General features: G+C 71.1%; 20 protein-coding genes. 19 read left to right on the top strand and 1 reads right to left on the bottom strand.

Annotated features, from left to right (window positions below; translation table 11 throughout):
* Positions 1-396 precede the first annotated feature (396 nt).
* The 18 genes from mraZ (at position 397) to AB0H88_RS00975 (ending at position 22,913) form a co-directional block, all read left to right on the top strand.
* Positions 397-828: a division/cell wall cluster transcriptional repressor MraZ gene (gene mraZ / locus AB0H88_RS01060; protein ID WP_214637671.1), complete on the top strand. Its 432-nt coding sequence runs from the start codon at positions 397-399 to the stop codon at positions 826-828.
* A gap of 214 nt (positions 829-1,042) precedes the next feature.
* Positions 1,043-2,014, top strand: a complete 972-nt coding sequence (rsmH, locus tag AB0H88_RS01055; protein ID WP_357641965.1) for a 16S rRNA (cytosine(1402)-N(4))-methyltransferase RsmH — start codon at positions 1,043-1,045, stop codon at positions 2,012-2,014.
* Positions 1,998-2,516 (top strand): hypothetical protein, encoded by a 519-nt coding sequence (locus tag AB0H88_RS01050; RefSeq protein WP_357639603.1) that lies wholly within the window; start codon positions 1,998-2,000, stop codon positions 2,514-2,516. Before rsmH ends, AB0H88_RS01050 begins: the two co-directional genes overlap by 17 nt.
* On the top strand, positions 2,513-4,858 hold the full coding sequence (locus AB0H88_RS01045) for a penicillin-binding transpeptidase domain-containing protein (protein WP_357639601.1): 2,346 nt from the start codon (positions 2,513-2,515) through the stop codon (positions 4,856-4,858). Before AB0H88_RS01050 ends, AB0H88_RS01045 begins: the two co-directional genes overlap by 4 nt.
* 40 nt (positions 4,859-4,898) lie before the next feature.
* Complete coding sequence (locus tag AB0H88_RS01040) at positions 4,899-6,431, top strand: UDP-N-acetylmuramoyl-L-alanyl-D-glutamate--2,6-diaminopimelate ligase (RefSeq protein ID WP_357639599.1); 1,533 nt, start codon at positions 4,899-4,901, stop codon at positions 6,429-6,431.
* Entirely contained in the window at positions 6,428-7,942 is a 1,515-nt protein-coding gene (murF, locus tag AB0H88_RS01035; protein WP_357639596.1) for a UDP-N-acetylmuramoyl-tripeptide--D-alanyl-D-alanine ligase, read from the top strand. The genes AB0H88_RS01040 and murF overlap by 4 nt, the downstream gene beginning before the upstream one ends.
* Complete coding sequence (gene mraY, locus AB0H88_RS01030; RefSeq protein ID WP_357639593.1) at positions 7,939-8,994, top strand: phospho-N-acetylmuramoyl-pentapeptide-transferase; 1,056 nt, start codon at positions 7,939-7,941, stop codon at positions 8,992-8,994. The genes murF and mraY overlap by 4 nt, the downstream gene beginning before the upstream one ends.
* Positions 8,979-10,358 (top strand): UDP-N-acetylmuramoyl-L-alanine--D-glutamate ligase, encoded by a 1,380-nt coding sequence (gene murD, locus AB0H88_RS01025; protein ID WP_357639591.1) that lies wholly within the window; start codon positions 8,979-8,981, stop codon positions 10,356-10,358. The genes mraY and murD overlap by 16 nt, the downstream gene beginning before the upstream one ends.
* Positions 10,355-11,647 carry a putative lipid II flippase FtsW gene (gene ftsW / locus AB0H88_RS01020; RefSeq protein ID WP_357639588.1) on the top strand — a complete coding sequence of 431 codons (1,293 nt, stop codon included), beginning with the start codon at positions 10,355-10,357 and terminating at the stop codon, positions 11,645-11,647. The genes murD and ftsW overlap by 4 nt, the downstream gene beginning before the upstream one ends.
* A gap of 12 nt (positions 11,648-11,659) precedes the next feature.
* The gene (murG, locus tag AB0H88_RS01015) at positions 11,660-12,736 is read left to right on the top strand and encodes an undecaprenyldiphospho-muramoylpentapeptide beta-N-acetylglucosaminyltransferase (protein ID WP_357639585.1); all 1,077 of its coding nucleotides are present in this window, start codon (positions 11,660-11,662) and stop codon (positions 12,734-12,736) included.
* Positions 12,733-14,145: a UDP-N-acetylmuramate--L-alanine ligase gene (murC, locus tag AB0H88_RS01010; RefSeq protein WP_357639582.1), complete on the top strand. Its 1,413-nt coding sequence runs from the start codon at positions 12,733-12,735 to the stop codon at positions 14,143-14,145. Before murG ends, murC begins: the two co-directional genes overlap by 4 nt.
* 232 nt (positions 14,146-14,377) lie before the next feature.
* Positions 14,378-15,040 (top strand): FtsQ-type POTRA domain-containing protein, encoded by a 663-nt coding sequence (locus AB0H88_RS01005; RefSeq protein ID WP_357639580.1) that lies wholly within the window; start codon positions 14,378-14,380, stop codon positions 15,038-15,040.
* A gap of 585 nt (positions 15,041-15,625) precedes the next feature.
* Positions 15,626-17,119 (top strand): cell division protein FtsZ, encoded by a 1,494-nt coding sequence (ftsZ, locus tag AB0H88_RS01000; RefSeq protein WP_357639577.1) that lies wholly within the window; start codon positions 15,626-15,628, stop codon positions 17,117-17,119.
* A 589-nt stretch (positions 17,120-17,708) separates the two neighbouring features.
* The gene (locus AB0H88_RS00995; RefSeq protein ID WP_357641963.1) at positions 17,709-18,413 is read left to right on the top strand and encodes a YggS family pyridoxal phosphate-dependent enzyme; all 705 of its coding nucleotides are present in this window, start codon (positions 17,709-17,711) and stop codon (positions 18,411-18,413) included.
* Between the two features lie 141 nt (positions 18,414-18,554).
* Complete coding sequence (gene sepF, locus AB0H88_RS00990) at positions 18,555-19,055, top strand: cell division protein SepF (RefSeq protein WP_225291780.1); 501 nt, start codon at positions 18,555-18,557, stop codon at positions 19,053-19,055.
* Positions 19,056-19,135: 80 nt separating this feature from the next.
* Positions 19,136-19,429: a YggT family protein gene (locus tag AB0H88_RS00985; protein ID WP_357639574.1), complete on the top strand. Its 294-nt coding sequence runs from the start codon at positions 19,136-19,138 to the stop codon at positions 19,427-19,429.
* A gap of 106 nt (positions 19,430-19,535) precedes the next feature.
* Positions 19,536-20,408 (top strand): DivIVA domain-containing protein, encoded by an 873-nt coding sequence (locus AB0H88_RS00980; protein WP_357639571.1) that lies wholly within the window; start codon positions 19,536-19,538, stop codon positions 20,406-20,408.
* Positions 20,409-20,450: 42 nt separating this feature from the next.
* Positions 20,451-22,913 carry a hypothetical protein gene (locus AB0H88_RS00975; protein ID WP_357639568.1) on the top strand — a complete coding sequence of 821 codons (2,463 nt, stop codon included), beginning with the start codon at positions 20,451-20,453 and terminating at the stop codon, positions 22,911-22,913.
* Positions 22,914-23,079: 166 nt separating this feature from the next.
* Here the strand turns inward: AB0H88_RS00975 and AB0H88_RS00970 are convergent, their stop codons facing one another.
* Complete coding sequence (locus tag AB0H88_RS00970; protein ID WP_357639567.1) at positions 23,080-23,670, bottom strand: TetR family transcriptional regulator; 591 nt, start codon at positions 23,668-23,670, stop codon at positions 23,080-23,082.
* 146 nt (positions 23,671-23,816) lie between these two features.
* On the opposite strand from AB0H88_RS00970, the gene AB0H88_RS00965 reads away from it, so the two are divergent.
* On the top strand, positions 23,817-24,767 hold the full coding sequence (locus tag AB0H88_RS00965) for an SDR family NAD(P)-dependent oxidoreductase (protein WP_357639564.1): 951 nt from the start codon (positions 23,817-23,819) through the stop codon (positions 24,765-24,767).
* Positions 24,768-24,902 lie beyond the last annotated feature (135 nt).

The following is a 24,902-nucleotide window of genomic DNA, read 5'->3' as shown; positions in this document are numbered from 1 at the left end:
GTGTGTACGACCCTACGACGCTGGGGGTTCTTGGGCGACTTTTACCGATATTCCAGAGAACCTGCCCCCAGGTGCGGTTCTTGTGCCATACGGGTGCGAATCCCGTGACAGTGGCCCCCGCGACGCGCTCCACTTTCCACCACGCGGCGCTTCGTGAAGCGCTTGATCCGCTAATTCCATGGTCATTCAAACCCTCGACACGCCCATGAGGGTTGGGCCGCGCCCCACCGCCCCCCACCCGACCGCATGGCTCTGACCTGCACTAACGCGCGACGATCTAGTGATGAAGCGGCTGGGAATCAGTTGACGGTGGGGAGAAGTGGAGTATGGTGGTGCGCAGTGGAGGGCCCGGTGCGCCAGCGCTGAGCGCTTCGCTAGGCACGGGAGGTGGGGCCGATGTTCCTCGGCACCCATCAGCCGCGTCTGGACGACAAGGGACGGCTGTTCCTGCCGGCTAAGTACCGTGAGGAGCTGGCGGAGGGTCTTGTGATCACCAAAGGCCAGGAGCGATGCCTCTACGTCTTTCCCGTAGAGGAGTTCCAGCGCATTACCGAGGCTCTCAGCACCGCCCCGGTCACCGCCAAGGCGGTGCGCGACTACAGCCGCGTCTTCTTCGCCAGCGCGTCCGACGAGACGCCTGACAAGCAGGGGCGCATCACGATCCCGCAGAGCTTGCGCCAATACGCGGGCCTTGTGCGTGACTGCGCGGTCATCGGGGCCAACACCCGGTTGGAGATCTGGGACGCCCAAGCCTGGGACACCTATCTCGACGCGCAAGAGCAGGCGTTCGCCGATCTGTCGGAGGAGGTGCTGCCAGGGATTCTCTAGAGCCACGGTCGATCCGTCGGAGATGTCGTTCGGCGAGGTCTCCACCCGCAACCACTGCTCGCCAGCTGATGCACCTTCCCCGGTGTCAGATGGCAGGCTCCACGAAGAGGGTGCGGATGGGGACCTGGCCGGACGGCGCCGGGTGGGGGCCAGGTGGGCCGATGATCGTCCGGACGCGTCATCCGCGAGCAAGGACGCGAGAGGGGGGTTGGAGATGTACGACAACGCAGGCACGGGCGGTCACGTTCCGGTCATGCTCGACCGCGTATTGGAGCTCTTGGCTCCGGCGCTGACCGGCCGGGAGCCCGTCGTCGTCGACGCCAACCTCGGCCTCGGTGGCCACTCGGAGGCCCTGCTCGCCGCTCATCCGTCTCTGCACCTGATCGGCATCGACCGCGACCCGTTCGCGATCGAGTTCTCCACGCGCAGGCTCGCCCCCTACGCCGACCGGACCACGCTGGTCCACGCCTCGTCCGACGAACTGGCCGACGTGCTCGCCCGCGCGGGCCGCGCCACCGTCGACGGGGTGCTGTTCGACCTGGGGGTGTCCTCGCCGCAACTGGACGAGGCCGAACGCGGGTTTGCCTATTCCTATGACGCTCCGCTCGACATGCGGATGGATACGGATCAAGAGCTCACGGCGGAGAAGGTGGTCAATACCTACTCGGCCGCGGAGCTAACCCGCATCCTCCGCGATTACGGTGAGGAACGGTTCGCACCGCGTGTCGCGCGCCTAATTATCCAGGAAAGGGCCAAGGACCCCATAACGTCGACTAAGCGGTTGGCCGAGATCGTTCGTCAGGCGATTCCAGCCGCCACTCGGCGTACTGGGGGCAACCCCGCCAAGAGAACTTTCCAGGCGCTGCGCATCGAGGTCAACGCGGAGCTCGCCGCCCTGGAGGCGGCGCTGCCCGCGGCGCTCGACGCGCTGGTGCTCGGTGGGCGAGTCGTCGTGCTCTCCTACCACTCCCTGGAGGACCGGCTCACCAAGCAGGTCCTCGCGGCGCGAACCAAGGACACCGGCCCCCCCGGGTTGCCCGTCCCGCTGCCGGCTCATCAGCCGCGGTTCCGCCTGGTGACGAGGGGAGCCGAGCTCCCAAGTGAAGAAGAGTTGGCCCGCAACCCGCGGGCGACCTCGGCCCGGCTACGGGCGGCAGAGAGGATCCGTGTTGACCACCAGGACTGAGCAGGAGAGCAGGCGGGGCGCGGCCGTCCGCGGCGTCCCGCCGAAGACGGCGCCCAAGACCGCCCCGCGCAGGCCCGGCGTGCCTCACCAGTCCAAGCCCATCCCGCGATCGCGCCCCGACGGTCCCGAGACGACCGGTCCCGGCGGGACTGCGGCGGGCCAGGAGCGGGCGCGCCCGGCACTCAAGCGACGTCCGTCGCGGGGGCGCCAGCGGGCCCCGTTCGTGCTGCTCGTCGTCGGGCTGATGTGCGGCGGCCTGCTGAGCCTGCTCTTGCTCAACACCGTTCTCGCGCAGGACTCGATCACCGCGGCCAACCTGCGCAAGGAGATCGAGGTGGCCCGGCAGGCCAACGAGGGCGCCAAGCTGGCCAACGAGAAGAACATGGGTCCCGCCGAGGTCGCCGACCAGGCCGAGCTGCAGGGTCAGCACAAGGACTGGGACAAGCCCAACGTCCTGACCGAGGCCGGCGCCGTCACCAGCCAGGCGGACCAGGGACGGTGAGAGACACAGGCGGCAGGGGGCAGGGACCCGGCCGCGGCGGCGCCGGTTCCCAGGGAGGGCCCGGCGCCTCTCGCCGTACCCCCGGCGGACCGGGGCGGCAGGGGCGGCAAGCGGGGTCGGCTCGCTCGGAGGGGGCGGGCCGGCCCGACGATCCACCCAAGGAGCCGAGAAAGCGCCCGGACCCGCTCGACCTCCCCTTCGGGCCGTTCGTCAGGGACGACGGCCGCGACGACGGAGACGAGCGCGGGGCCCGGCGCCCGCAGGACCCGGCTGACGGGTCGCGCGGCCGCTCTCGCGAGGACGCCGCCAAGGAGCGTGCCCGTCAGCGTTCCGTACGCCCGCGCCCGGAGGCCGAACGCCCCAGGGATCGCATCCCCCCGGCCAGGGACGAGCGCTCCCGGGCCCGCCAGGACGACGGCCCGCTCCGCCGTACCCGCGAAGAGGTCCCCCGTGACGTGCGCCGGGCCCGCGAGGAGGGTCCCGGTGACGGCGGCAGGCTCCGCCGTACCCGCGACGACGAGCACACACGCGCGCAGCCTCCCGGGCGGCGCGGCGGCGAGGGACCGCCTCGCAGGCCCCCGGCGCCTCCGCGGCCGCCCAAGCCGTCGCCCGTGCTGCGCCTGGGCAACCCGCGCCGGCGCATCAACATCGGCCTGATCGGCATGACGTTCATCCTGTCGATCTTCGGCGGCCGGCTCATCCAGATGCAGGGCCTGGACTCCAAGGTCTACGAGGCGCGGGCCGTGGGCCAGCGCACGCAGATCGAGGACATCCCGGCCAAGCGCGGGTCCATCACCGACGTCAACGGCCACGCGCTGGCCGTCACCGTCGAGGCCCGCGAGATCGCCATCGACCCCAGCAAGATCAAGGACACGGTGCGGGCGAAGATCACCGCCGTGCTCGCCGCGCAGCTCGGCCGGCCCCAGCAGGAGATAGCCGCCAAGCTCGCCAGGACAGACACCCAATACCAGCTCCTGGCCAGGGACGCCGATCCGCTCGTGGCCAGCCGCCTGCTCAAGGCGGAAGTGCCCGCGATGACCACGAAGAAGACCTACCGCCGCGTCTACCCGGGCGGTGACCTGGCCGGCAGCCTGATCGGGTTCGTCGGCGACGAGCAGAGCGGGCTGGGCGGCATGGAGCAGGCGCGCGACACTCTGCTGAAGGGGCGCGACGGCCAGCAGCGCGTCGAGACCGGGCGCGACGGCCAGCGCATCCCCATGACCAGCAGCCAGCGCACGGTACCCGTCGACGGCCGCGACGTACGGCTGACCATCGATCGCGACATCCAGTGGGCCGCCCAGCAGGCGGTGGCCAAGCAGGTGCGCGACTCCGAGGCGAGCAGTGGCACGGTCATCGTCATGGACGTGCGCAACGCGCAGATCATCGCCATGGCCAACGCCCCCGAACTCGACCTGAACAACTGGCGCAAGGCCCCCCCGGCCCTCTACGTCAACCGGGCCGCCTCCGAGGTCTTCGAGCCGGGCAGCACCAACAAGGTGATCACCGCCGCCGCCACCATGGAGGCCGGCGTGGTCTCGCCCGACACGGTCTTCCAGGTCAAGGACAACATCAGGTGCGCGGACCGGGTGCTGCACGACGCGCACCCGCACAAGCCGGAGTCGATGACCTACCGCCAGGCCGTGGCCGAGTCCAGCAACGTCGCCACCATCATGGCCGCGCGCAAGGTCGGCAGCGAGCGCCTCTACGAGATGCTGAAAAGCTTCGGCTTCGGCGCGCGGCCGGGCGGCGGCGTGCCCAACGCGGAGGCCGGCCTGCTGCCCAACTACAAGAACTGGTCGGGCAGCCAGAGCTGCACGATCGCCTACGGACAGGGCGTGTCGGTGACCGCGCTGCAGATGGCCAGCGTCTACCAGACCATCGCCAACGGCGGCGTCAAGGTCGAGCCGCAGATCATCGCCGGCACGACGGATGAGTCGGGCAGGTTCGTACCGTCCGCTCCTGGTAAGCAGACCAGGGTGGTCAGTGACAAGACCGCCAAGGAGATCACCACCATGCTGGAGACCGCGGTGAGCGCCGAGGGCACCGGCGAGCTGGCCGCCATCCCGGGATACCGGGTGGCGGGCAAGACCGGCACCGCCAACCGCTACGACGCCCAGCTCGGCCGCTACGACGGCTACACGGCGTCCTTCGCGGGGTTCGCCCCCGCCGACGCGCCGCGGCTGGTCGTGCTGTCCGTGCTGCAGAATCCCAAGAAGGACCACTTCGGGGGCCAGGTGGCGGCCCCTGTTTTCAAGGACGTGATGACGTTCGCCATCAAGAGCGAGAAGATTCCGCCGACCGGCTCGACCGCACCCACGGTGCGGACGCGCGCGGGACAGTGACCAGGGAAGGTACGCTGCGGCCGTGCGTCCCCCGTCGTCTATGCGTCCAACGACCAGTCCGCCCCGCCCGCTGACCGGGCTGGCGACCATGCTCGACGCCGATTCCGGCACGTCGCGGTCGCCGTACGCCCCGCTCACCGGTGTCACGATCGACTCCCGCCACGTGCGGCGCGGAGATCTTTACGTGGCCTTGCCGGGCAACCGGTCCCACGGCGCCGATTTCGCCGCCGAGGCCATGGCGCGCGGCGCCGTGGCCGTCCTCACCGATCCCGGCGGCCGCGCGGCCGCCGCCGAAACGGGCCTGCCCGTGCTCGTCGTGCCCGACGTCCGAGCCGTGCTCGGACCGGTCGCCTCCTGGGTCTACGGCCGGCCGGCCGACGACATCCAGCTGCTCGGCGTCACCGGCACCAGTGGCAAGTCCACCACCTCGTTCCTGCTCGAAGTCGGCCTGCGGGCCGCCGGCCACACCACAGGGCTGGTGGGCGGCGTCGAGATCCGCGCCGGCGACCTGCGCTTCGAGCCCAGGCTGACCACCCCAGAGGCCACCGAGCTGCACGGCCTGTTCGCGCTCATGCGCGAGAGGGGGGTCACCGCGGCGGCCATGGAGGTCTCCAGCCACGCCCTGGCGCTCGGCCGGGTCGACGGCCTCCACTACGACGTGGCCCTGTTCACCAACCTGTCGCAGGACCACCTCGACTTCCACAAGGACTTCGACGACTACTTCGCCGCCAAGGCCCGGCTCTTCCAGCCCGAGCTGGCCCGCGTGGGCGTGACGAACCTCGACGACCCCTATGGCCGCGAGCTGCTGTCGGTGGCGAAGGTGCCGATGACCACGTTCTCCGCGCTGGGCGCGCCCGAAGCCGCCTGGCGGGCGCTCGACGTGCGGCTGGGCGCCGACGGCAGCACGTTCCGCGTGACCGGTCCTGGCGGCGTCGAGGCCGACGCCCAGATCTCGCTGCCCGGCCCGTTCAACGTCGCCAACGCGCTCGGCGCGATCGTCACGCTCGTCGAGGCCGGAGTGCCGCTGCAGACCGCCGTCCACGGCGTCGGCACGCTGGTCGGCGTCCCCGGCCGCATGCAGCGCATCACGGAGGCGAGCGAGGAGTTCCAGGCGATCGTCGACTACTCGCACAAACCCGCGGCGGTCGAGTCGGTGCTGCGCTCGCTGCGCGAGGTCACCGCGGGCCGGCTGGTCGTCGTGCTCGGCTGCGGCGGCGAGCGTGACGCGGGCAAGCGGCCGGTCATGGGCGAGTCCGCGGCGAGGCTGGCCGATGTGGCCATATTCACGAGCGACAATCCTCGTTCCGAGGATCCTCTGGACATTCTGGCCGCGATGATGGAAGGAGCGCTCCGCGTTCCGCAGCATGACCGCGCTCATGTGATCATTGAGCCCGACCGCGCGTCCGCGATCGACCTGGCGATCGGCCGGGCCGGGCGTGGCGACGTGATCGTCGTGGCAGGCAAGGGTCACGAGCAGGGCCAGTACGTTTCAGGTGAGGTGATCCCCTTCGACGATCGCGAAGTGGTCGCCGGAGCGATCAACGCACGCAAGGAAAGCAGGAAGCACGCATGATCCCGTTGCCTCTGGCCAGGATCGCCGAGATAACCTCGGGCGCCCTGTCGGGCATGGCCGACCCTCGCGCCGTGGTGCGCGGTCCCGTCGTGATCGACTCACGGGGCGTAGAACCGGGATCCCTGTTCGTCGCCCTGAAGGGCGCGCGGGTCGACGGCCACGACTACGCCGCCCAGGCCATCCGGGCCGGCGCCGTCGCCGTGCTGGCCACCAGGCCGGTCGAGGCCCCCACGGTGATCGTCCCCGACGCCGCCGCCGCGCTGGCCGACCTGGCCACGGCCCACGCCGCCGCGCTGCCCCAGGCCACCGTGATCGGCGTGACCGGCTCGGCCGGAAAGACCTCCACCAAGGACCTCCTGGCCAGGCTGACCGCGCGGATCGGGCCGACCATCGCGCCCGTCGGCTCGTTCAACAACGAGCTCGGCCACCCGCTGACCGTGCTCAGGGCCGACGCCGACACCCGCTACCTGGTCCTGGAGCTCAGCGCCCGCAACATCGGCCACATCCAGGCCCTGGCCCGCATCGCGCCGCCGCGGATCGGTGTGGTGCTGAACGTCGGCACCGCCCACATCGGCGTGTTCGGCGGCAAGGAGGCCATCGCCAAGGCCAAGGGCGAGCTCGTCGAGGCGCTGCCGCGCACCGGCGTGGCCGTGCTCAACGCCGACGACCCGCTGGTCCTCCAGATGGCTTCGCGCACCGACGCCAGGGTCACGCTGTTCGGCCGCTCCGAGGCCGCCGCGATCCGCGCCGAGGACGTCGTCGTCGACGAGCGCGGGCGCGCCTCGTTCACGCTGCGCACCCCCTCGGGCTCCGGGCAGGTCCGGCTCAAGCTGTACGGCGCGCACGCCGTGGAGAACGCCCTGGCCGCCGCCGCTGCCGGTTACGAGCTCGGCCTGCCCGTCGCCACCATCGCCGCGGAGCTGTCGGAGGCCACGCCGCGCAGCCGGTGGCGGATGGAGGTCTCCGACCGCCCCGACGGGGTCACGATCGTCAACGACGCCTACAACGCCAACCCCGACTCGATGCGGGCCGCGTTCGAGGCGTTCGGCGTGCTCGGCAACGGCCGCCGCCGCTTCGCCGTGATCGCCGCCCTGCGCGAGCTGGGCGAGGACAGCGCCGCCCTCAACGAGGAGCTGGGCCGCCTGGCGGGCGGTTCCGGACTGGCGGGCCTCATCGTCGCCGGGCCCGACGCCCAGCCGGTGCTTCAGGGCGCCTACGCCGCCGCTCAGGCGGCCGCCGCCGCGGGCCCGCCGCTCCCGCTCGCGGGCGGCCCGCCGTTCCCGCCGGGTGCGGGCGGCCCGCCGGTGCCGCCGGTCGTCGGGGGCGCGCCGGGCGCGGGAGGGCCCGCGCAGCCGCAGCAGACGCTCATCCTGCACGTGCCCGACGCCGCCGCCGCGGCCGCCGAGCTCGCCGGGTGGCTGCGGCCGGGTGACGCGGTGCTGGTCAAGGGGCCCCGCGCGATGGGGCTGGAGCGGACGGCCGAGCTGTTGCTCGGGAGGGCCACGCAGTGACCGACATCATCATCGCGGGTGCGGTGGGGCTGGTCCTCTCGATGCTCGGGACGCCCCTGGCCATCCGGCTGTTCTCCCGGCGCGGTTACGGCCAGGAGATCCGCGAGGAGGGCCCGTCCGGGCATCACGGCAAGCGGGGCACGCCCACCATGGGCGGCACCGTGATCGTGCTGGCCTCGCTGCTCGCCTACGGCGCCTCCCGCCTGGCCACGCTGTCGGCGCCGACCGTCTCGGGGATGCTGGTGCTGTTCCTGATGACCGGGCTCGGCGCGGTCGGCTTCCTCGACGACTTCATCAAGATCTACAAGCAGCGCAGCCTCGGCCTGCGCAGCGGCGCCAAGGCGCTCGGCCAGCTCATCATCGGCGCGATCTTCGCGGTGCTGGTGACCCAGCAGGCCAACGTCTACGGCATCACCCCCGCCGAGCCCAGGCTGTCGTTCCTGCGCGACTTCGGGCCCTCGCTCGGCATCGTGGGCTTCACCATCTGGGTCCTCATCATGATCGTCGGGTTCTCCAACGCGGTGAACCTCACCGACGGCCTCGACGGCCTGGCCAGTGGCGCGACCGGGGTGGTGCTCGGCGCGTACGTGCTGATCGGCAACTGGCAACTGCGCAACAACTGCATCGACCAGCTCGGCCCCAACTGCTACTGGGTGCGAGATCCGCTCGACCTGGCCGTGGTGGCCGCGGCCGTGCTCGGGGCGCTGATCGGGTTCCTGTGGTGGAACGCCCCGCCCGCGAAGATCTTCATGGGCGACACCGGCTCGCTGGCCCTGGGCGGCGTGCTGGCCGGTCTGGCCATCGCCACCCGCACCCAGCTGCTGCTCATCATCCTGGCCGGGCTGTGCGTGATCATCACGATGTCGGTGATCATCCAGGTCGGCTTCTTCAAGATGACCGGTAAACGGGTGTTCAGGATGGCGCCGCTGCAGCACCACTTCGAGCTCAAGGGCTGGGCCGAGACCACGATCGTGGTCCGCTTCTGGCTGATCGCCATGCTGTGCGCGGCCCTCGGGCTCGGGCTGTTCTACGTCGAATGGATGCCCAAGTAATGGCCCTCACCTGCGTGGCCGGGCTCGGCGTCTCCGGCACCGCCGTGGCGCGGGTGCTCGCCGCGCGGGGTGAGCCCGTCGTCGTGGTCGAGGCCGCCGAGGACGAACGCCGGCGCGCCGTGGCCGCCGAGCTCGCCGGGCTCGGCGTCGAGGTGCGCTTCGGCCCGATGGAGCTGCCGGGGGGTGTCACCCGGCTCGTCACCACCGGCTGGGCGCCGCACCACCCGCTGATCGCCGCGGCCCTGGAGGCGGGCGTCGAGGTGGTCGGGGAGGTGGAGCTGGCCTGGCGGCTGCGCCCCGCCCAGGCGGCCCCGTGGCTCGCGCTGACCGGCACCAACGGCAAGACGACCGTGGTCCGCATGCTCACCTCCATCCTGCTGGCCGCCGGGCGCAAGGCGCTGGCCGTGGGCAACGTGGGCGTGCCCGTGGTCGAGGCCGTGGGGGAGCCGTACGACGTCCTGGCCGTCGAGCTGTCGAGCTTCCAGCTGCACTGGTCGAGCACGCTCGCCCCGCACGCCGCCGCGATACTCAACGTGGCGCCCGACCACCTCGACTGGCACGGCTCGATGGAGGCGTACGCCGAGGCCAAGGGCCGCATCTTCGAGCGCGCGGGCACCGTGGTCTACAACGCCGACGACCCCGAGGCGTCGCGGCTCGCCGCCCCCTACCCGGACAAGGTCGGCTTCACGCTGCGCGTGCCCCGGCCCGGCCAGCTGGGCGTGGTGGAGGACCTGCTGGTGGACCGGGCGTTCGTGGCCAACCCCGCCGAGGCCGCCGAGGAGCTCGCGACCCTCGCCGACGTGCGGCCCCTCGCGCCGCACAACGTGGCCAACGCGCTCGCCGCCGCCGCGCTGGCCCGCACGCTCGGCGTCGCACCCGACGCCGTACGCCAGGGCCTGCGCGACTTCGTGCCCGACCCGCACCGCATGGCGCACGTCGATCGGGTCGGCGAGGTCGACTACGTCGACGACTCCAAGGCCACCAACCCGCACGCCGCCGCCGCGGCGCTGTCGTCGTACCCGTCGATCGTGTGGATCGCGGGCGGCCAGCTCAAGGGCGCCGACGTGGACGACCTGGTATGCCGGGCGGCGCCCAGGCTGCGCGGCGCGGTGCTGCTCGGCGTGGACCGGGCCCGGATCGCCGAAGCTCTGGCGCGACACGCGCCGAATGTCCCCGTCGTGGACATCTCCGCCCAAGACACTGGTGCGATGGATCGTGTCGTCACCGAAGCCGCCAGGCTCGCCTCCCCCGGAGACACCGTGTTGCTGTCGCCGGCCGGCGCGTCGCTGGACATGTTCGCCAACTACCCGGCCCGAGGGGAGGCCTTCGCGCGAGCCGTACGCGGCCTGGAGGCGGCCACGTGAGCACGACCACTCCACAGGCTCCGGAGCGGTCACGGCAGAGCGCGGTCGAAGGGCCGACCGGCTGGATCCGCGACCAGCTCGCCGTGCTCAAGGAGCTGCTGGACAAGCCGCTGGCCAACTACTACCTCATCCTCGGCTGCAGCGGGTTGCTGCTCGCGCTCGGGCTGATGATGGTGCTGTCGGCCTCCAGCATCGAGGCGATGCAGAAGACCGGCGACCCGTTCACCTGGTTCATCAAGCAGTCGCTGTCGGCCGGTCTGGGCGTGACGCTCATGTGGGTCTGCGCCCGGCTGCCGCACAAGTTCTTCCGCTGGGCGGGCTATCCGCTGATGGCGCTGTCGTTCATCGGCCTGGTCATGGTGCTGTTCATCGGCTCCTCCCAGCTGGGCGCTCAGCGGTGGATCGACGTCGGCTCCTACAGCATCCAGCCCTCGGAGCCCGCCAAGCTGGCCCTCGCGCTGTGGGGAGCCGACCTGCTGGCCCGCAGGGCGCGGCAGGGCCGCATCGAGTGGCGGCAACTGCTCATCCCGCTCATGCCGGGCACCGCGCTCCTGGCCGTCATGGTCATGTTCGGCCGCGACCTGGGCACCACGCTGGTGCTGTTCATGGTCTTCCTGTCGCTGCTGTGGGTGGTGGGCGCGCCGGTGAAGCTGTTCGGCGGCATCCTGTCGCTCGCCGTGCTGGCCACGCTGATCATGATCAAGGTGGAGCCGTACCGCATGGCGCGCATCGGCGCCTTCCTCAACCCGTGGGCCGACGCCCAGGGCGACGGATACCAGGCCGTGCAGGGGCAGATGGCCATGGCCTCCGGCAGCTGGTTCGGGCTCGGCCTGGGCAGTAGCCGGGCGAAGTGGAGCTGGCTGCCCCACGGCGAGAGCGACTTCATCTTCGCCATCCTGGGCGAGGAGCTCGGGCTGATGGGCACCCTGACCGTGGTGGTGCTCTTCGGGCTGCTCGGGTACGCGGGACTGCGGGTCGCCGCCCGGGTCAAGGACCCCTTCGTACGGCTGGCCGCCGCCGCCGTCGTGGCCTGGATCGTCGGCCAGGCCGTCGTCAACATGGGCGCGGTGCTCGGCGTGGTGCCCATCACCGGTATCCCGCTGCCGCTGCTCTCCTACGGGGGGTCGGCGCTGCTGCCGACCCTCGCCGCCCTGGGGATGCTGTTGTCCTTCGCGAAACGTGAGCCGGGCGCGCGCGAGGCTCTGGCCGCTCGTGGCCCCGGACCGGCCGTACGGGCCCTAAGCTGGCTTGGCCTGGGGGGAACGACCAAAGGCCGAGTGAGACGTTAGGGAGTGACCTAGATGAGGGTGGTCCTCGCCGGTGGCGGGACGGCCGGGCACATCGAGCCGGCTCTCGCCCTTGCGGACGCGCTGCGCCATTATGACCAGCGCATCGGCATAACCTGTGTGGGCACCGAACGCGGCCTCGAAACCCGCCTGGTCCCGGCCAGGGGATACGAGCTCGAGCTGGTGCCGGCGGTGCCGCTGCCGAGGGCGATCACGCCCCGGCTGCTGACCGTGCCCGGACGGCTGGCCGGGGCGGTCAACGCGGTGGCGGCGATACTCGACCGGGTCCAAGCAGACGTCCTGGTGGGCTTCGGCGGCTACGTCGCGACCCCGGCCTACCTGGCGGCCAAGCGGCGCGGCGTGCCGATCGTGGTGCATGAGGCCAACCCCCGGCCCGGCCTGGCCAACCGGCTGGGCGCCCGGCTCACCGACCACGTCTTCACCGGCTTCCCCGACCACGTGCTGGGCAAGGCCGAATACATCGGCACCCCGCTGCGCCGGGAGATCGTCTCGCTGGACCGGCTGTCAATGGGCGACAAGGCCCGCTCCTGGTTCGGGCTGCAGACCGACCGGCCCACGCTGCTGGTGTTCGGCGGCTCCCAGGGGGCCAGGTCGCTCAACGAGGCCGCGCTGGCCGCCGCGCCTGTCCTGCGCTCGGCGGGCGTGCAGGTGCTGCACGTGCTCGGACCCAAGAACACCGTCGAGCACGAGCCACCGCCCGGCGACCCCCAATACGTCCTGCTGCCCTACCTCGACCGCATGGATCTCGCGTACGCCGCCGCCGACTTCGCGCTGTGCCGCAGCGGCGCGCTGACCTGCGCCGAGCTCACCGCGGTCGGGCTGCCCGCCGCCTACGTGCCGCTGCCGCACGGCAACGGCGAGCAGCGGATCAACGCCGAGCGCATCGCGGCGGGCGGTGGCGGGTTCGTGGTCGGCGACGCCGACCTGTCATCTGATTGGATCATCCGTAACGTCCTTCCCGTGCTCCACAGTCCCGAGCGGGTCGTGGCCCTGTCGGAGGCCGCCTCCAGACTGGGACGGAAGGACGCCGATATCATTCTGGCCAGGAAAGTGTTGGAGATAGCCCGATGAGTCTCGTCAAGCTGGTCGATCCCGTCGCCGCAGAAGAGCTGGGGCGCGTGCACTTCATCGGCATCGGCGGCGCGGGGATGTCCGGGATCGCGCGCATCCTGCTCAAGCGCGGGGTGCGGGTGTCCGGCAGCGACGCCCGCAGCACCGATCAGGTCAACGAGCTGCGCGAGCTCGGCGCGATCGTGCACATCGGGCACGCCGCCTCCCACGTCAGGGACGTCGACACCGTGGTGGTGTCCACCGCGATCCGCGACTCCAACCCCGAGCTGGGCGAGGCGCTCAAGCAGGGGCTGCGGGTCATCCCGCGGGCCGCCGCGCTGGCCTCCGTGATGGCCGGGCGCAACGGCGTCGCCGTCGCGGGCACCCACGGCAAGACCACCACCGCCTCGATGATGACCGTCGCGCTGCAGAAGTGCGGGGCCGACCCGTCCTACTGCGTGGGCGGCCAGCTCGTCACCACCGGGCTGGGGGCCGACGAGGGGTCGGGGGAGGTGTTCGTCGCCGAGGCCGACGAGAGCGACGGGTCCTTCCTCATGCTGGCCCCCGACATCGCCGTGGTGACGAACGTCGAGGCCGACCATCTCGACAACTACGGCGATCCGCGGGCCGTGCACGACAGCTTCGCCCGCTTCGCCGAGCGCATCGGGTCGCTGCTGATCGCCTGCGCCGACGACCCCGGGGCGGCGGAGCTGGCCGAGGTGGCGCGGGCGCGCGGCCTCAAGGTCGTCACGTACGGCGAGACGGGCGACTACCGGGTGTGCGACGTCCGGCCCGACGGCTTCGGCACCACGTTCACCATTGGGGGCACCGCCGAGGGCATGGGCGAGGTCCGGCTGGCCGTCCCCGGGGCGCACAACGCGCTCAACGCCACCGCCGTGGTCGCCGTGGCCGTGGCGCTGGGGCTGCCGTTCGAGGAGATCAGAGACGGGCTGGCGACCTTCACCGGGGCCAAGCGGCGCTTCGAGGCCAAGGGCGAGGCGGGTGGGGTCGCGGTGTTCGACAGCTACGCCCACCATCCGACCGAGCTGGCCGCCGACCTGAGGGCCGCGCGTGACGTGGTGGCCTCCTACTCGGGCGACGGGCGGGTCATCGCGGTCTTCCAGCCGCACCTCTACTCGCGCACCAGGTTCTTCGCCGAGGAGTTCGGGACGGCGCTCGGGCTGGCCGACGAGGCGATCGTGCTCGACGTCTACGGCGCCCGGGAGGATCCCGAGCCCGGCGTCTCGGGGGCCATGGTGGCGGGCCGCGTGCGCTTGCCCGCCGAGCAGGTGGTCTACGCGCCGGACCGGGCCTCGGTGCCGGCCCTGGTGGCGGCTCGGGCCCGTGGCGGCGACATCGTGCTGACGATGGGCGCGGGCGACGTGACGGAGCTCGGACCGCAGATCCTTGAGCAGCTCTCCGCCGGGTGACCCGGGGGGCCGCAACGTCTGGCGGGGGGCTCTGGCGTGGCGCCGTGGGCGGTGGCTGGGCGCGGCGTAGGTTCGGTGGCGCACGGCGTGCCGTGGTGTAGGCGGTGACTCTTACGCGGCGTAGGTTCGGTGGCGCACGGCGTGCCGTGGTGTAGGCGGTGACTCTTACGCGGCGTAGGTTCGGTGGCGCACGGCGTGCCGGTTGCGCAAGGCGGGCGACCCTGGGAGGGCGATGAAGGCGCGCAACGCTTTTCTGGTGCTGCTGACCGCCGGAGTGGTGGGCTGCGCCGTCTGGCTGATCTTCTTCTCGCCCGTGCTCGGCGTACGTTCGATCGACATCGTGGGAAATGTCACAGTGCCTGCTGAGCGCATCGAGCAACAGGCCGGGGTGCCCGAACTGCATCCGCTGGCCACCGTCGATCTGGCCGGCGTAGAGGCCCGGGTGATGCAGATCAGGCAACTCGCCTCGGCCAAGGTCGACCGGGTCTGGCCCGGCACGCTGAAGATCGAGGTGGTCGAGCGCGAGCCGGTCGCCGCGATCACGGCCGGGGGCAAGGCGGCGCTGATCGACAAGGGGGGTGTCGTCATCGAGATCCAGGACATGGTCCCGCCCGGCCTGCCGACGCTCAAGGTGGACCGCCCGGCCGCCGGCGACCCCACGACCATGGCCGCGCTGCGGGTGATCCAGTCGCTGCCCGGCGATCTCGCGGCGAAGGTGCGGGGGGTCCGGGCCTCCTCGCCCGAGGGCGTGTCGCTGGAGCTCTCCGACGGCCGCAGCGTGGTGTGGGGCGGGGCCGACCGGGGCGCGGACAAGGCTCGCATCCTGCGGATTCTCCTGCGCCGCAAGGCCGAGGTCTACGACGTGAGCTCACCCGACGTGGTGACGCTCAAGTGACCACACTGACGTGGTGACGCTCAAGTGAGCCTGACCACACTGACGTGGTGACGTTCAGGTCCTGGACCCTGCCGATGTGGTGATGCTCAGGTGCCGGATCCCGGCGGTGTGGTGGCGCTCAGGCACCGGGCCCCGTCCACCTGGTGACGGTCAAGCGCCTGGGCTCCACCGGGCCGCCATCTGAGCCGTCGTCACGCGTGATCCGGGGGCGGGGTCGGCGCGTCCTATAGGACATGCGTCGCATAAAGGGCGGCGCACCTGTCAGAGCGCGCCGATCATGCCGCCACGCGATGGCCGAGTCTGTCCGGGATGGGGGTTCCGGCGTGAGAGCCTGTAACACGGCGCGTGGCAGAGGAGGGTTCCGACCTGGCGGGACGACGGAGCGAAACGGACAGCCCGCGACACGCCGGACGTGCTTGCGGCGCGGTTAGTTGACCCGCCCGGAGCGTAACTCCTACTGTCCGTATCAATCCTCAGGTTGACATAAATCTGAATCTCAACTTGAGGTTGAGAGTTAACGAAGCAGAGAACGCGGAGACGATCCGCACCGAAATGGCAAGTCAACGAGCGGAAAGGCCCCTCGTCGTGGCAGCACCGCAGAACTACCTCGCGGTCATCAAGGTCGTCGGCATTGGCGGCGGCGGAGTGAACGCCGTCAACCGGATGATCGAGGAGGGACTCAAAGGCGTCGAGTTCATCGCGATAAACACCGACGCCCAGGCGCTGCTGATGAGTGACGCCGATGTCAAACTCGACGTGGGCCGCGAGCTCACCCGCGGGCTGGGCGCCGGCGCCAACCCCGATGTGGGGCGCAAGGCGGCCGAAGACCATCGCGAGGAGATCGAGGAGGTCCTCAAGGGGGCCGACATGGTCTTCGTGACCGCGGGCGAGGGAGGCGGCACCGGCACCGGCGGCGCGCCCGTCGTGGCGAACATCGCCCGATCGCTCGGCGCGCTCACGATCGGTGTCGTGACCCGGCCGTTCAGCTTCGAGGGCCGCCGCAGGGCCTCGCAGGCCGAGGCCGGCATCGAGACCCTGCGCGACGAGGTCGACACGCTGATCGTGATCCCCAATGACCGGCTGCTGTCGATCTCCGACCGGCAGGTGAGCGTGCTCGACGCGTTCAAGGCGGCCGACCAGGTGCTGCTGTCCGGTGTGCAGGGCATCACCGATCTGATCACCACGCCTGGCCTGATCAACCTCGACTTCGCCGACGTCAAGTCGGTCATGTCCGGCGCCGGTTCGGCGCTGATGGGCATCGGCCACGCACGCGGTGATGACCGCTCGGTCGCCGCGGCCGAGATGGCGGTCTCCAGTCCGCTGCTGGAGGCCAGCATCGACGGCGCCCACGGCGTGCTGCTGTCGATCGCCGGCGGCTCCGACCTCGGCCTGTTCGAGATCAACGAGGCCGCCCAGCTCGTGTCGATGGCGGCCGCGCTCGACGCCAACATCATCTTCGGTACGGTCATCGACGACGCGCTCGGTGACGAGGTCCGCGTCACCGTGATCGCCGCCGGGTTCGACGACGTGCCGCCGCCGGTGGAGAAGCCGCTCCCGCGCCCGCAGAGCCGCCCCGCCGCCGCGTCCACGGCTCCGCCCGTGTCGTCGCCGGTACGCCCGAGCGTCTCGGCACCCAGCGTGAAGGCCGAGCCCGCGCCGCAGCGTTTCGACCAGCGTCCCGAGCCCCGGCCCGAGCTGCGTCCCGAGCCGCGCTCCGACTTCAGGCCGGAGCCTCGCCCTGAGCCGCGCTCCGACTTCAGGCCCGAGCCTCGCTCCGAGCCCCTGCCCGAGCCGCGCGCCGACCTCCGTCCCGAACCGCCGCGCCCGGACCAGCGCTCCGACTTCCGCTCCGACCATCGGCCCGAGCCGGTGCGTCCGGTGGAGAGCGCGCCCGAGCCGGCGGCCCACGAGCCGATCGCCGACGAGCCCTCCGGCCCCGTCTCGATCCCGCGGCCCACGCCCGAGCCCGCCAATCCGCCCACGCCCATCACCTCCCGCATGTCGGAGCCCGCCAAACGCCGTCCGGTGGTTTTCGAGGAGCAGGAGGAGGAACTCGACGTCCCCGACTTCCTCAAGTAGCCCGACTCTCCGCCGCTCCTTCCTCACCGGGCCTCGACGGTCCTTCACCGGGGGAATGGAGCGGCGCAGCCGCGTTCGGGGCCGGTTCTTCCAGCCGGGTGATCTGACTCACCTGGCCGGGGCCGTTGGAGCCACGTATCGGGGGTGATCGGACTCACGTAGCGGGGATGGTCGGGGCCGCGTTGCCGGGTGGTCGGACTCGTGTTGAGCCAGGGTGGTCGGACTCAGGTGGCCGAAGTGGTCGGAGCCGCGTAGTGCCGGGGTGACCGGACTCACGTGCCTCGTCACGGCGGCCGGCCCCGTGCGGGGTCAGCGGCCGTCTTCCTGGAGGCCCCGGCCCCGTGCGGCGGGTGGGGCCCACCGGGCTTGCCGTACCAGAAAAACAGTGCCGCACCACATGGGAGGCGCGCCCTGCGGCATAGAGATACCCGAGCGGAGCGAAGAGGTGGACGTGAGCGTGAGTACGGACGAGTCCGACCGGACGTGGCGCGACGAGGGCGACGGGATACGGCGAGACGAGGGCGACCGGGCACGGCGAGATGAAACCGACCGGGCGCGGCGCGAGGAGAGTGACCCGGCGCGGCGGAACGTGGCCGACCGGACGCGGCGCGATGAGATCGCGGCGGGGCTGGCGGAGGTGGAGGGGCGGATCTCCGAGGCGTGCCGGGCGGCCGGGCGCGATCGGAGTGAGGTGACCCTGATCGCCGTGACCAAGACCTACCCCGCCTCCGACGTCCGCCTGCTGTGCGAGCTCGGCGTCCGCGAGGTCGGCGAGAACCGCGACCAGGAAGCCGCCGTCAAGGCGCGCGAATGCCGGGAGCTCCCCCTGACCTGGCACTTCGTCGGCCAGCTGCAGACCAACAAGGTCCGTTCAGTGGTCTCCTACGCCGACGTGATCCACTCCGTCGACCGGCCCAGGCTGGTCGAGGTGATCAGCCGGGAGGCCGAGAAGCAGGGGCGCCAGGTCGGCTGCCTCGTGCAGGTGGCGCTCGACGACGACCCGGCCAGGGGCGGCGCCAGGCCCGCCGACGTACCTGAGATCGCCGGCCTGATCGCCGCGGCCGCGCACCTGTGGCTGGGCGGGGTGATGGCCGTGGCGCCGCTGGGGGAGGATCCGGGCAAGGCGTTCGCCCGGCTGCGAGAGTTGGCCGCCGCCGTACGAGAGCGCCATCCGCGTGCCACGATGCTGTCGGCGGGCATGAGCGATGACCTCGGCGCGGCCGTCGCGCACGGCGCGACACACGTTCGGGTCGGTACGGCGTTGCTCGGTCGTCGCAAGCCCTTCGTCAGGTAATGTCCCGTCAAGTGGGTCTTACGGGCTCACCACCACAAGTAGAGGTCGATCAGCGGTGAGCTCCAAGGGGGTACGGCTGCCGCCTCGGACCCGGCGACAGGCCCGAGCGAGTGCGACCATGAGCAGGAGGACGACGTAGCGATGGCCGGCGCGATGCGCAAGATGGCGGTCTACCTCGGTCTCGTGGAGGACGACCGCTACGAGAGGTATGAGACCTACCCGGACGAGTACGCCTACGAGGACGAGCCCCCGCGGACCGGCGAGGAGCGGGCCGTAGCGGTCCAGGAACGCGACGACGAGGCAGACTCCGGGGTCCCCGCGCCGAGGCCATCCACGACCGTCCTGGAGCGCCGTACGACCGATCTGGCGCGCATCACCACCCTCCACCCCCGGACCTACAACGAGGCCCGGACGATCGGCGAGCACTTCCGCGACGGCACCCCGGTCATCATGAACCTGACCGAGATGGTTGACAGCGACGCAAAACGCCTGGTCGATTTCGCGGCAGGTCTGGTCTTTGGCCTACATGGCAGCATTGAACGTGTTACCAACAAGGTGTTCCTGTTGTCCCCAGCCAATGTCGAGGTGACCGCCGAGGACAAGGCTCGAATCGCGGAACGCGGGTTCTTCAACCAGAGTTAGAGTCTCTGTATGTCTATCGCACCCAACCAGGCCTCACCGAGGCTCGGCGGGCACATCGGAAGTGGAGGCGCGGCCAGACCGTGGGGATCGTAAGCCAGATCTTGGTCGTAGTCCTGTCTCTGTATTTGGTGCTGCTCATCGGCAGGATGATCTTTGAGACGGTCCAGGCGTTCGCCCGTCAGTGGCGTCCTTCGGGCGTCGTGCTCGTCCTTGCCGAGGCCACCTACACCGCAACCGACCCACCTCTCAAGTTCCTCCGCCGTTTCATTCCCCCGCTCCGGTTGGGTACGGTGGCCTTTGACCTAAGCTTCACAGTCCTCTTCATCATCGTCCTGCTCTTGATCCAGATCGCCGGATTGCTGGGCACGCGCTGACAGGGGCCGTGAGGCACCGGTCGTGATCCAACTCGTGTCCGCGCTGAAGTGATTCGGGTTAACCGTCCCTCCGGACAGACTCCAAGCGCGCCAAGGAGACCAAAAGATGCCGCTGACGCCCGCTGATGTGCGGAACAAGCAGTTCAGTACCACTCGGCTACGGCCGGGCTACGACGAGGAAGAGGTCGACGCCTTCCTCGACGAAGTCGAGGCTGAGCTCGACCGCCTGATCCAAGAGAACGAGGAGCTCCGCGCCAAGCTGGCCGAGTGCCTGCGCGGTAAGGTGCCCGGGGGCATGAGCATGCCCATGGCCTCCGCTCCGGTGCAGGAGCAGCCGAAGCCCGAGATGATGATGCCGCCGCAGCCGGAGCCGATGAAGGCTCCCGAGCCGCAGCAGCAGCCTCAGCCGGTCCCCGTCATGAACATGCCGCCGGCCGAGGACAACATGGACACCGCGGCCCGCGTGCTCGCGCTGGCCCAGCAGACCGCCGACCAGGCGATCTCCGACGCCCGCCGCGAGGCGGACGAGACGGTCACCCGCGCCCGCCGCGAGGCCGACGAGATCCTCACCAAGGCTCGCCGCCAGGCCGAGCAGGTCATCGGCGACGCCCGTGCCCGCGCCGAGACGCTCGAGCGCGACGCGCAGGAGCGTCACCGCCAGGCCATGGGTTCCCTCGTCCAGACCCGTGACGAGCTGGAGCGCAAGGTCGAGGAGCTGCGCAGCTTCGAACGCGAATACCGCAGCCGCCTCAAGCTCTACCTGGAGAACCAGCTCGCCGAGCTGAACGTCTCCGCGGAAGGCAGTGGTGGCTTCCCGGTCATGACCGGCGGTGGCCCCTCGGCGGCGGCTCCGGCCATGTCGCACGCGGTGCCTCAGGGTGGTCAGCAGCCTCTCCCCGGTGGTCCCAACCCGTTCGGCGGTGAATCCCCGCAGGGCGCTTTCCCCGGCGGTGACGGTCCGCACAACGACCGCCGGTAAAGTAACGGGTCATCAAGGACCCGTCACTCGAAAGAGCCCTTTGTGATCCTCATCAGTGCTGGTTTGGTGCTCGCGGCGGTTGTCTTGCTGATCGCGGGCTTCGTTCTGGCAAAGCCGTTCCTGATCATGTGGTCCATCGTGGTCAGCGTGCTGTCCGCGCTGTTCCTGGTGATCGGGGCGCTGCTACGGCGTCACGAGCTGTTTCCCGGTGGTGGGCGGGCCGCTGCGCCGGCCACCCCGCCGGTGGGGCACGCGCCAGCCGGCCTGCCGCATGGCCTGACCCAGCAGGGTCCCCTGGGGACCCCGATGGGAGCGCCGCCGTCGCCGCGTCCACCGACGCTCCAGCAGACGGCCACCGCGCCGGCGCAACGCCGTCCCGCGGTGCGCGGGATCTCCCCGGACGCGCTCGTCCTGGTGATCCCCGGACGCAAGCGCTATCACGTCCCGGGTTGCCGCCAGCTGATCGGACGGGATCAAGAGGAGCTCACGTACGAGGAGGCGCGCGAGGAGGGCTTCACGCCCTGTACGGCGTGCCTGCCGGACGCAGCGCTCGGCGGACGGCAGCTGCCGCCTGCCGCCGGCCCCGAGCCCGCTGCCACCTCCAAGCCCGGCGGCACCGAGCCCGTCGTCACCCCCTTGTCCGGCGCCGCTTCCGGCCCCGGCTCTCCTACCGGCGCCGCGTCCGCTTCCGGCCCCGTTACCGGCTCCGTGTCCGCTATGGGCCCCGCGCCGGTCGGCGGCTCCAAGCCTGGCTCCGCGCCTTCAGCGGCTCCCAAGCCTGGTTCCGGCCCTTCATCGGCTCCCAAGCGTGGCCCCGAGCCTGCGCAGACTCCCAAGGTCCCCGCGGACCTGCGGGCCGAGGCGCCCGGCGCCACACGTGACCTGCGCCCCCCGGTGTCCACCGGCCCGGCGAAGCCGAAACCCGACTCGAAGGCCTCCACCCCCGCCCCGGACCCGGCCGACGCTCCGGCCGAGCCGACCGGCTGGTTCGCCCGCCCCTCGGCGGAGCCCGCAGCGTCGTCCAGCGCTTCGACCAAGCCGTCCGCTTCAGGGCCCGCCAAGGACCGCACGGAACCCCCGTCGTCCGACCCTTCCGCCGGCCCGAGGCTGGCCCCGTACATCACCACCATGCCGTCGTCCGGTCAGCCGTCGTCCGGCAGGCCTGGGAGCGGTCAGCCAGCGTCCGGCAGGCCTGGATCCGGTCAGTCGTCGTCCGGCAGGCCTGGATCCGGTCAGTCGTCGTCCGGCAAGCCTGGGTCCGGTCAGCCGGCGTCCGGCCCGTCCGGCGGCCGTACCGAAACCGGCAAGCCTGGAAGCCGCCAGCCGGAGACGCCCGGAAGGTCGGAGACGCCCGGAAGGCCGCAGACGCCCGGAAAGCGTGATGCTCAGGACCATGGTGCCGTGCCGGACCTCGACGACTCTGGGCCCGCGACGGCGCCTCAGCGTGCCGTACAGGCGGGAGATCCCGCGCCGCAGCGTCCCGCACCCGGCAAGACCGACTGGAGCCCGTCGTCGGACCGGTCTGAGCGTCCGGCCGTGGCGCCCGAGCGTCCCGCCTCGTCGGCCGAGTCCGCGGCCAAGCCCAAGGGCCCCCTGCCTACGGGGCCGGCCGCGGCTGGTACGCCGGGGCGGCCCGAGTCTGGCCGCGGGTCTGGCGGGGCTAGCAGGTCCGCTGGATCTGGTGGCGCCAGCGGGTCCGCTGGCCCTGGTGGGGTCAGTGGGTCCGGCGGTGGCGCGCAGGAATCCGACACCAAGCCTGGCAGGCCCGGGTCGGCATCGCAGGTGGCCAAGCCCGAGCGCCCCGGACCCGAAGGGGAGGCGTCCGGAGCCAAGGGAGAGGCGTCCGGTGTCAAGGGAGAGCGGTCCGAGTCGGTGGGCGGGACCGTGATCATGCCGGTGCAGTCCGGAGCAGCTTCCGGGTCGACGTCCAAGGCAGAGGGCGCCGGGTCCACGAGCGGGTCGCGCCCGGCCGCTGGGAGGCTGGCTACCGGTACGACGCCTGCGGCGAGCAGGCCCGCGGAGAGCGCCAAGGCGGCCGAGAGTGCCAAGGCAGCGGCCAAGGCGTCCGAGCCCGCATCCAGGCCCACGCCGCCCAAGTCGGATAGCGGCGCGTCCGCTAAGCCGGACAGTGCCGCGTCCGCTAAGCCGGACAGTGCCGCGTCCGCTAAGCCGGACAGTGCCGCGTCCGCTAAGCCGGACAGTGCCGCGTCCGCCAAGTCGGGCAGTGCCGTGTCCGCTAAGGAGTCCCCTGGCGGGGGAGACGCCGACCCCGCCAAAGAGGCGAGCGCCAAAGGCGGCAAGCCCGACAGCGAAGGCGCGAGAAAGAGCGGGCGGTCGGCCACGGTGAAGGTCATCGTCGGCACCCGCCGCTACCACAGCACCGCCTGCCCCCTCGTCCGGGGCGCGGGTGACACGGGTGTGGAGACCATGACGATCTCGCAGGCCGAGTCGGCAGGCCTGACGAGCTGCTCGGTCTGCCAGGACGACCGCGAGTCCGCCAGCTAGGCGTGCCTGGGCGTAAGCCTCGACGTTGGTTCCAACGGCCCAGGTTGAGCGGTCCAGGTTGAGCGGCAGAGCGAGCGGGCTGGGTTGAGCGGTCCAGGTCGAGCGGTCCAGGTCGAGCGGTCCGGGTAGGACGCGGCCGGGTGAGGGTCGGCCGGGTAGGGGCCGGTCAGGCGTCCATGGGTGGTTCGGGCCAGCCGGATTCGAGGAGGTCGAAGATGGCGTTCATCGCGGCCAAAGAATCTGCTTCCGTGCCTGCCAGTTCGGGGATCTCCAGGACGTAGCGGGCGAGAGCGCGGACGGTCATGTCGACGGGATCGCGGCCGCTCTCCGCGGCGATGGCTTCGGCCAGGGCGCCCTCGCCCGCTATCCAGAGCTTGCGTGAGTACTCCCGCAGGGCGGGCGTGCCCACGATCAGGTCGCGTTTGCGCCGAAGGTCGGGCGGGAGATCTTCGGTGAAGGGTCCCCGGCCGGCCAAGCAACGGCGCAGGGCTTCCAGCACTGACTGGCCCGAGGGGCGGTCGCGGATCGCGGTGACCAACCACACCTGTCGGTCGGCACCGTCGTCGAAGATCAGCGCCTCCTTGCCGTCCGGCACGTGCGCGAACAGGGTGGCGATGGAGACGTCCGCCTCGTCGGCGATCTGAGCGACGGTGACGCCGTCGTAGCCGTGCTCGGAGAACAGCCGCAACGCCGCGTCCGACAACGCCCGGCGGGTCTGTGCCTTCTTGCGCTCGCGGCGCCCCATCGTCGTCGCCATGCCTCCCATCGTATCCCAAGTCTAGAATGCATCTGAAACTATAGTGATTATAGTTTCATAGTCAGTATGTGTCTGGCGTGTGCTCTTGGTGCCGACACGACGCCCTCTCAACGTCACCACGCCCTCTCACCATCAAGGAGCCGGACATGACCTCCCTCCACAGCCCAGCCCCCTGGGACGTGCGACGCCTGCCGCCCGCCGAGGGTAAGAACTTCCTGGTCACCGGCGGCAACGCGGGCATCGGATACTTCGTCGCGGAGCAACTCGCCGGCACCGGTGCCACCGTCATCCTCGGCAGCCGGGACGCCGCCAAGGCCGAAGCGGCTCAGGTCTCGATCCGCGCCCGAGTCCCCGGTGCGCGTGTCCGTCACATCCGCCTGGACCTCGCCGATCTCTCCTCGCTCAAAGCCTCCGTGGACGCGCTGAGACTGGAGAGCCTGGACGCGGTGGTCTGCAACGCCGGAGTGCTGCTCGACCAGCCGCCACGGCGCGAGACCAAGGACGGCAACGAGCTGATGTTCGCCACCAATCACCTGGGGCACTTCGCGCTGACCTGGTGGCTGGCACCCCTGCTGACGGCCGCGTCCGCGAGCCGGGTGGTCACCACCGGCAGCTTCACGGCCAAGTCCGAAAGTCTGGATCTCGACGATCTCCAGAGCACGCGCGATTACCGGCCGAAGCGAACGTACGCGCGATCGAAACTCGCGCAGATGCTCTTCGGTCTCGAACTCGACCGCCGCCTGCGTGCCGCCGGCAGCACCATGCTGAGCGTGCTCACCCACCCCGGCGGCGCACTCGACTCCCTCACCCCATCACGCCCGCCGGTCCACTCAAGGACCACCGGCGAACGGCTGCGCGGTCTGCCCGCCGGCCTCCTCCTCCAGGGCAAGGAGGCGGCCGCCTGGTCCGCTGTCCGGGCCGTGCTCGACCCGTCCGTCCGCGGCGGCCAGCTGTGGGGGCCCCGGGTGTTCGGGATCCGCGGCGTGCCCACCCTCGAACCCCTGCGAGGTCACCTGGCCGACACCGATCTCGCGGCGCGCGTGTGGACCGCCAGCGTCGGCCTGACCGGCCTCGATCCGAGCTCTGGCCTCGGGTGAGCCGACGGTCGAGTGGCTCGAAAGAGGCCAGGCGCGAAGGAGGCCAGGCGCGAAGGAGGCCAGGCGCGAAGGAGGCCAGGCGCGAAGGAGGCCAGGCGCGAAGGAGGCCAGGCGCGAAGGAGGCCAGGCGCGAAG

This window comes from Nonomuraea sp. NPDC050680, from assembly GCF_040654555.1.
Classification (GTDB): Bacteria; Actinomycetota; Actinomycetes; order Streptosporangiales; family Streptosporangiaceae; genus Nonomuraea.
This window is presented reverse-complemented; position numbering and strand designations above follow the sequence as displayed.

Coding starts and splice junctions, on each gene's coding strand:
- AB0H88_RS00970 (WP_357639567.1), bottom strand. CDS start 23,670: ATGGCGACGACGATGGGGCGCCGCGAGCGCAAGAAGGCACAGACCCGC.
- murD (WP_357639591.1), top strand. CDS start 8,979: ATGGATGCCCAAGTAATGGCCCTCACCTGCGTGGCCGGGCTCGGCGTC.
- mraZ (WP_214637671.1), top strand. CDS start 397: ATGTTCCTCGGCACCCATCAGCCGCGTCTGGACGACAAGGGACGGCTG.
- AB0H88_RS01040 (WP_357639599.1), top strand. CDS start 4,899: ATGCGTCCAACGACCAGTCCGCCCCGCCCGCTGACCGGGCTGGCGACC.
- AB0H88_RS00980 (WP_357639571.1), top strand. CDS start 19,536: ATGCCGCTGACGCCCGCTGATGTGCGGAACAAGCAGTTCAGTACCACT.
- AB0H88_RS00965 (WP_357639564.1), top strand. CDS start 23,817: ATGACCTCCCTCCACAGCCCAGCCCCCTGGGACGTGCGACGCCTGCCG.
- sepF (WP_225291780.1), top strand. CDS start 18,555: ATGGCCGGCGCGATGCGCAAGATGGCGGTCTACCTCGGTCTCGTGGAG.
- murG (WP_357639585.1), top strand. CDS start 11,660: ATGAGGGTGGTCCTCGCCGGTGGCGGGACGGCCGGGCACATCGAGCCG.
- rsmH (WP_357641965.1), top strand. CDS start 1,043: ATGTACGACAACGCAGGCACGGGCGGTCACGTTCCGGTCATGCTCGAC.
- AB0H88_RS01005 (WP_357639580.1), top strand. CDS start 14,378: ATGAAGGCGCGCAACGCTTTTCTGGTGCTGCTGACCGCCGGAGTGGTG.
- murC (WP_357639582.1), top strand. CDS start 12,733: ATGAGTCTCGTCAAGCTGGTCGATCCCGTCGCCGCAGAAGAGCTGGGG.
- murF (WP_357639596.1), top strand. CDS start 6,428: ATGATCCCGTTGCCTCTGGCCAGGATCGCCGAGATAACCTCGGGCGCC.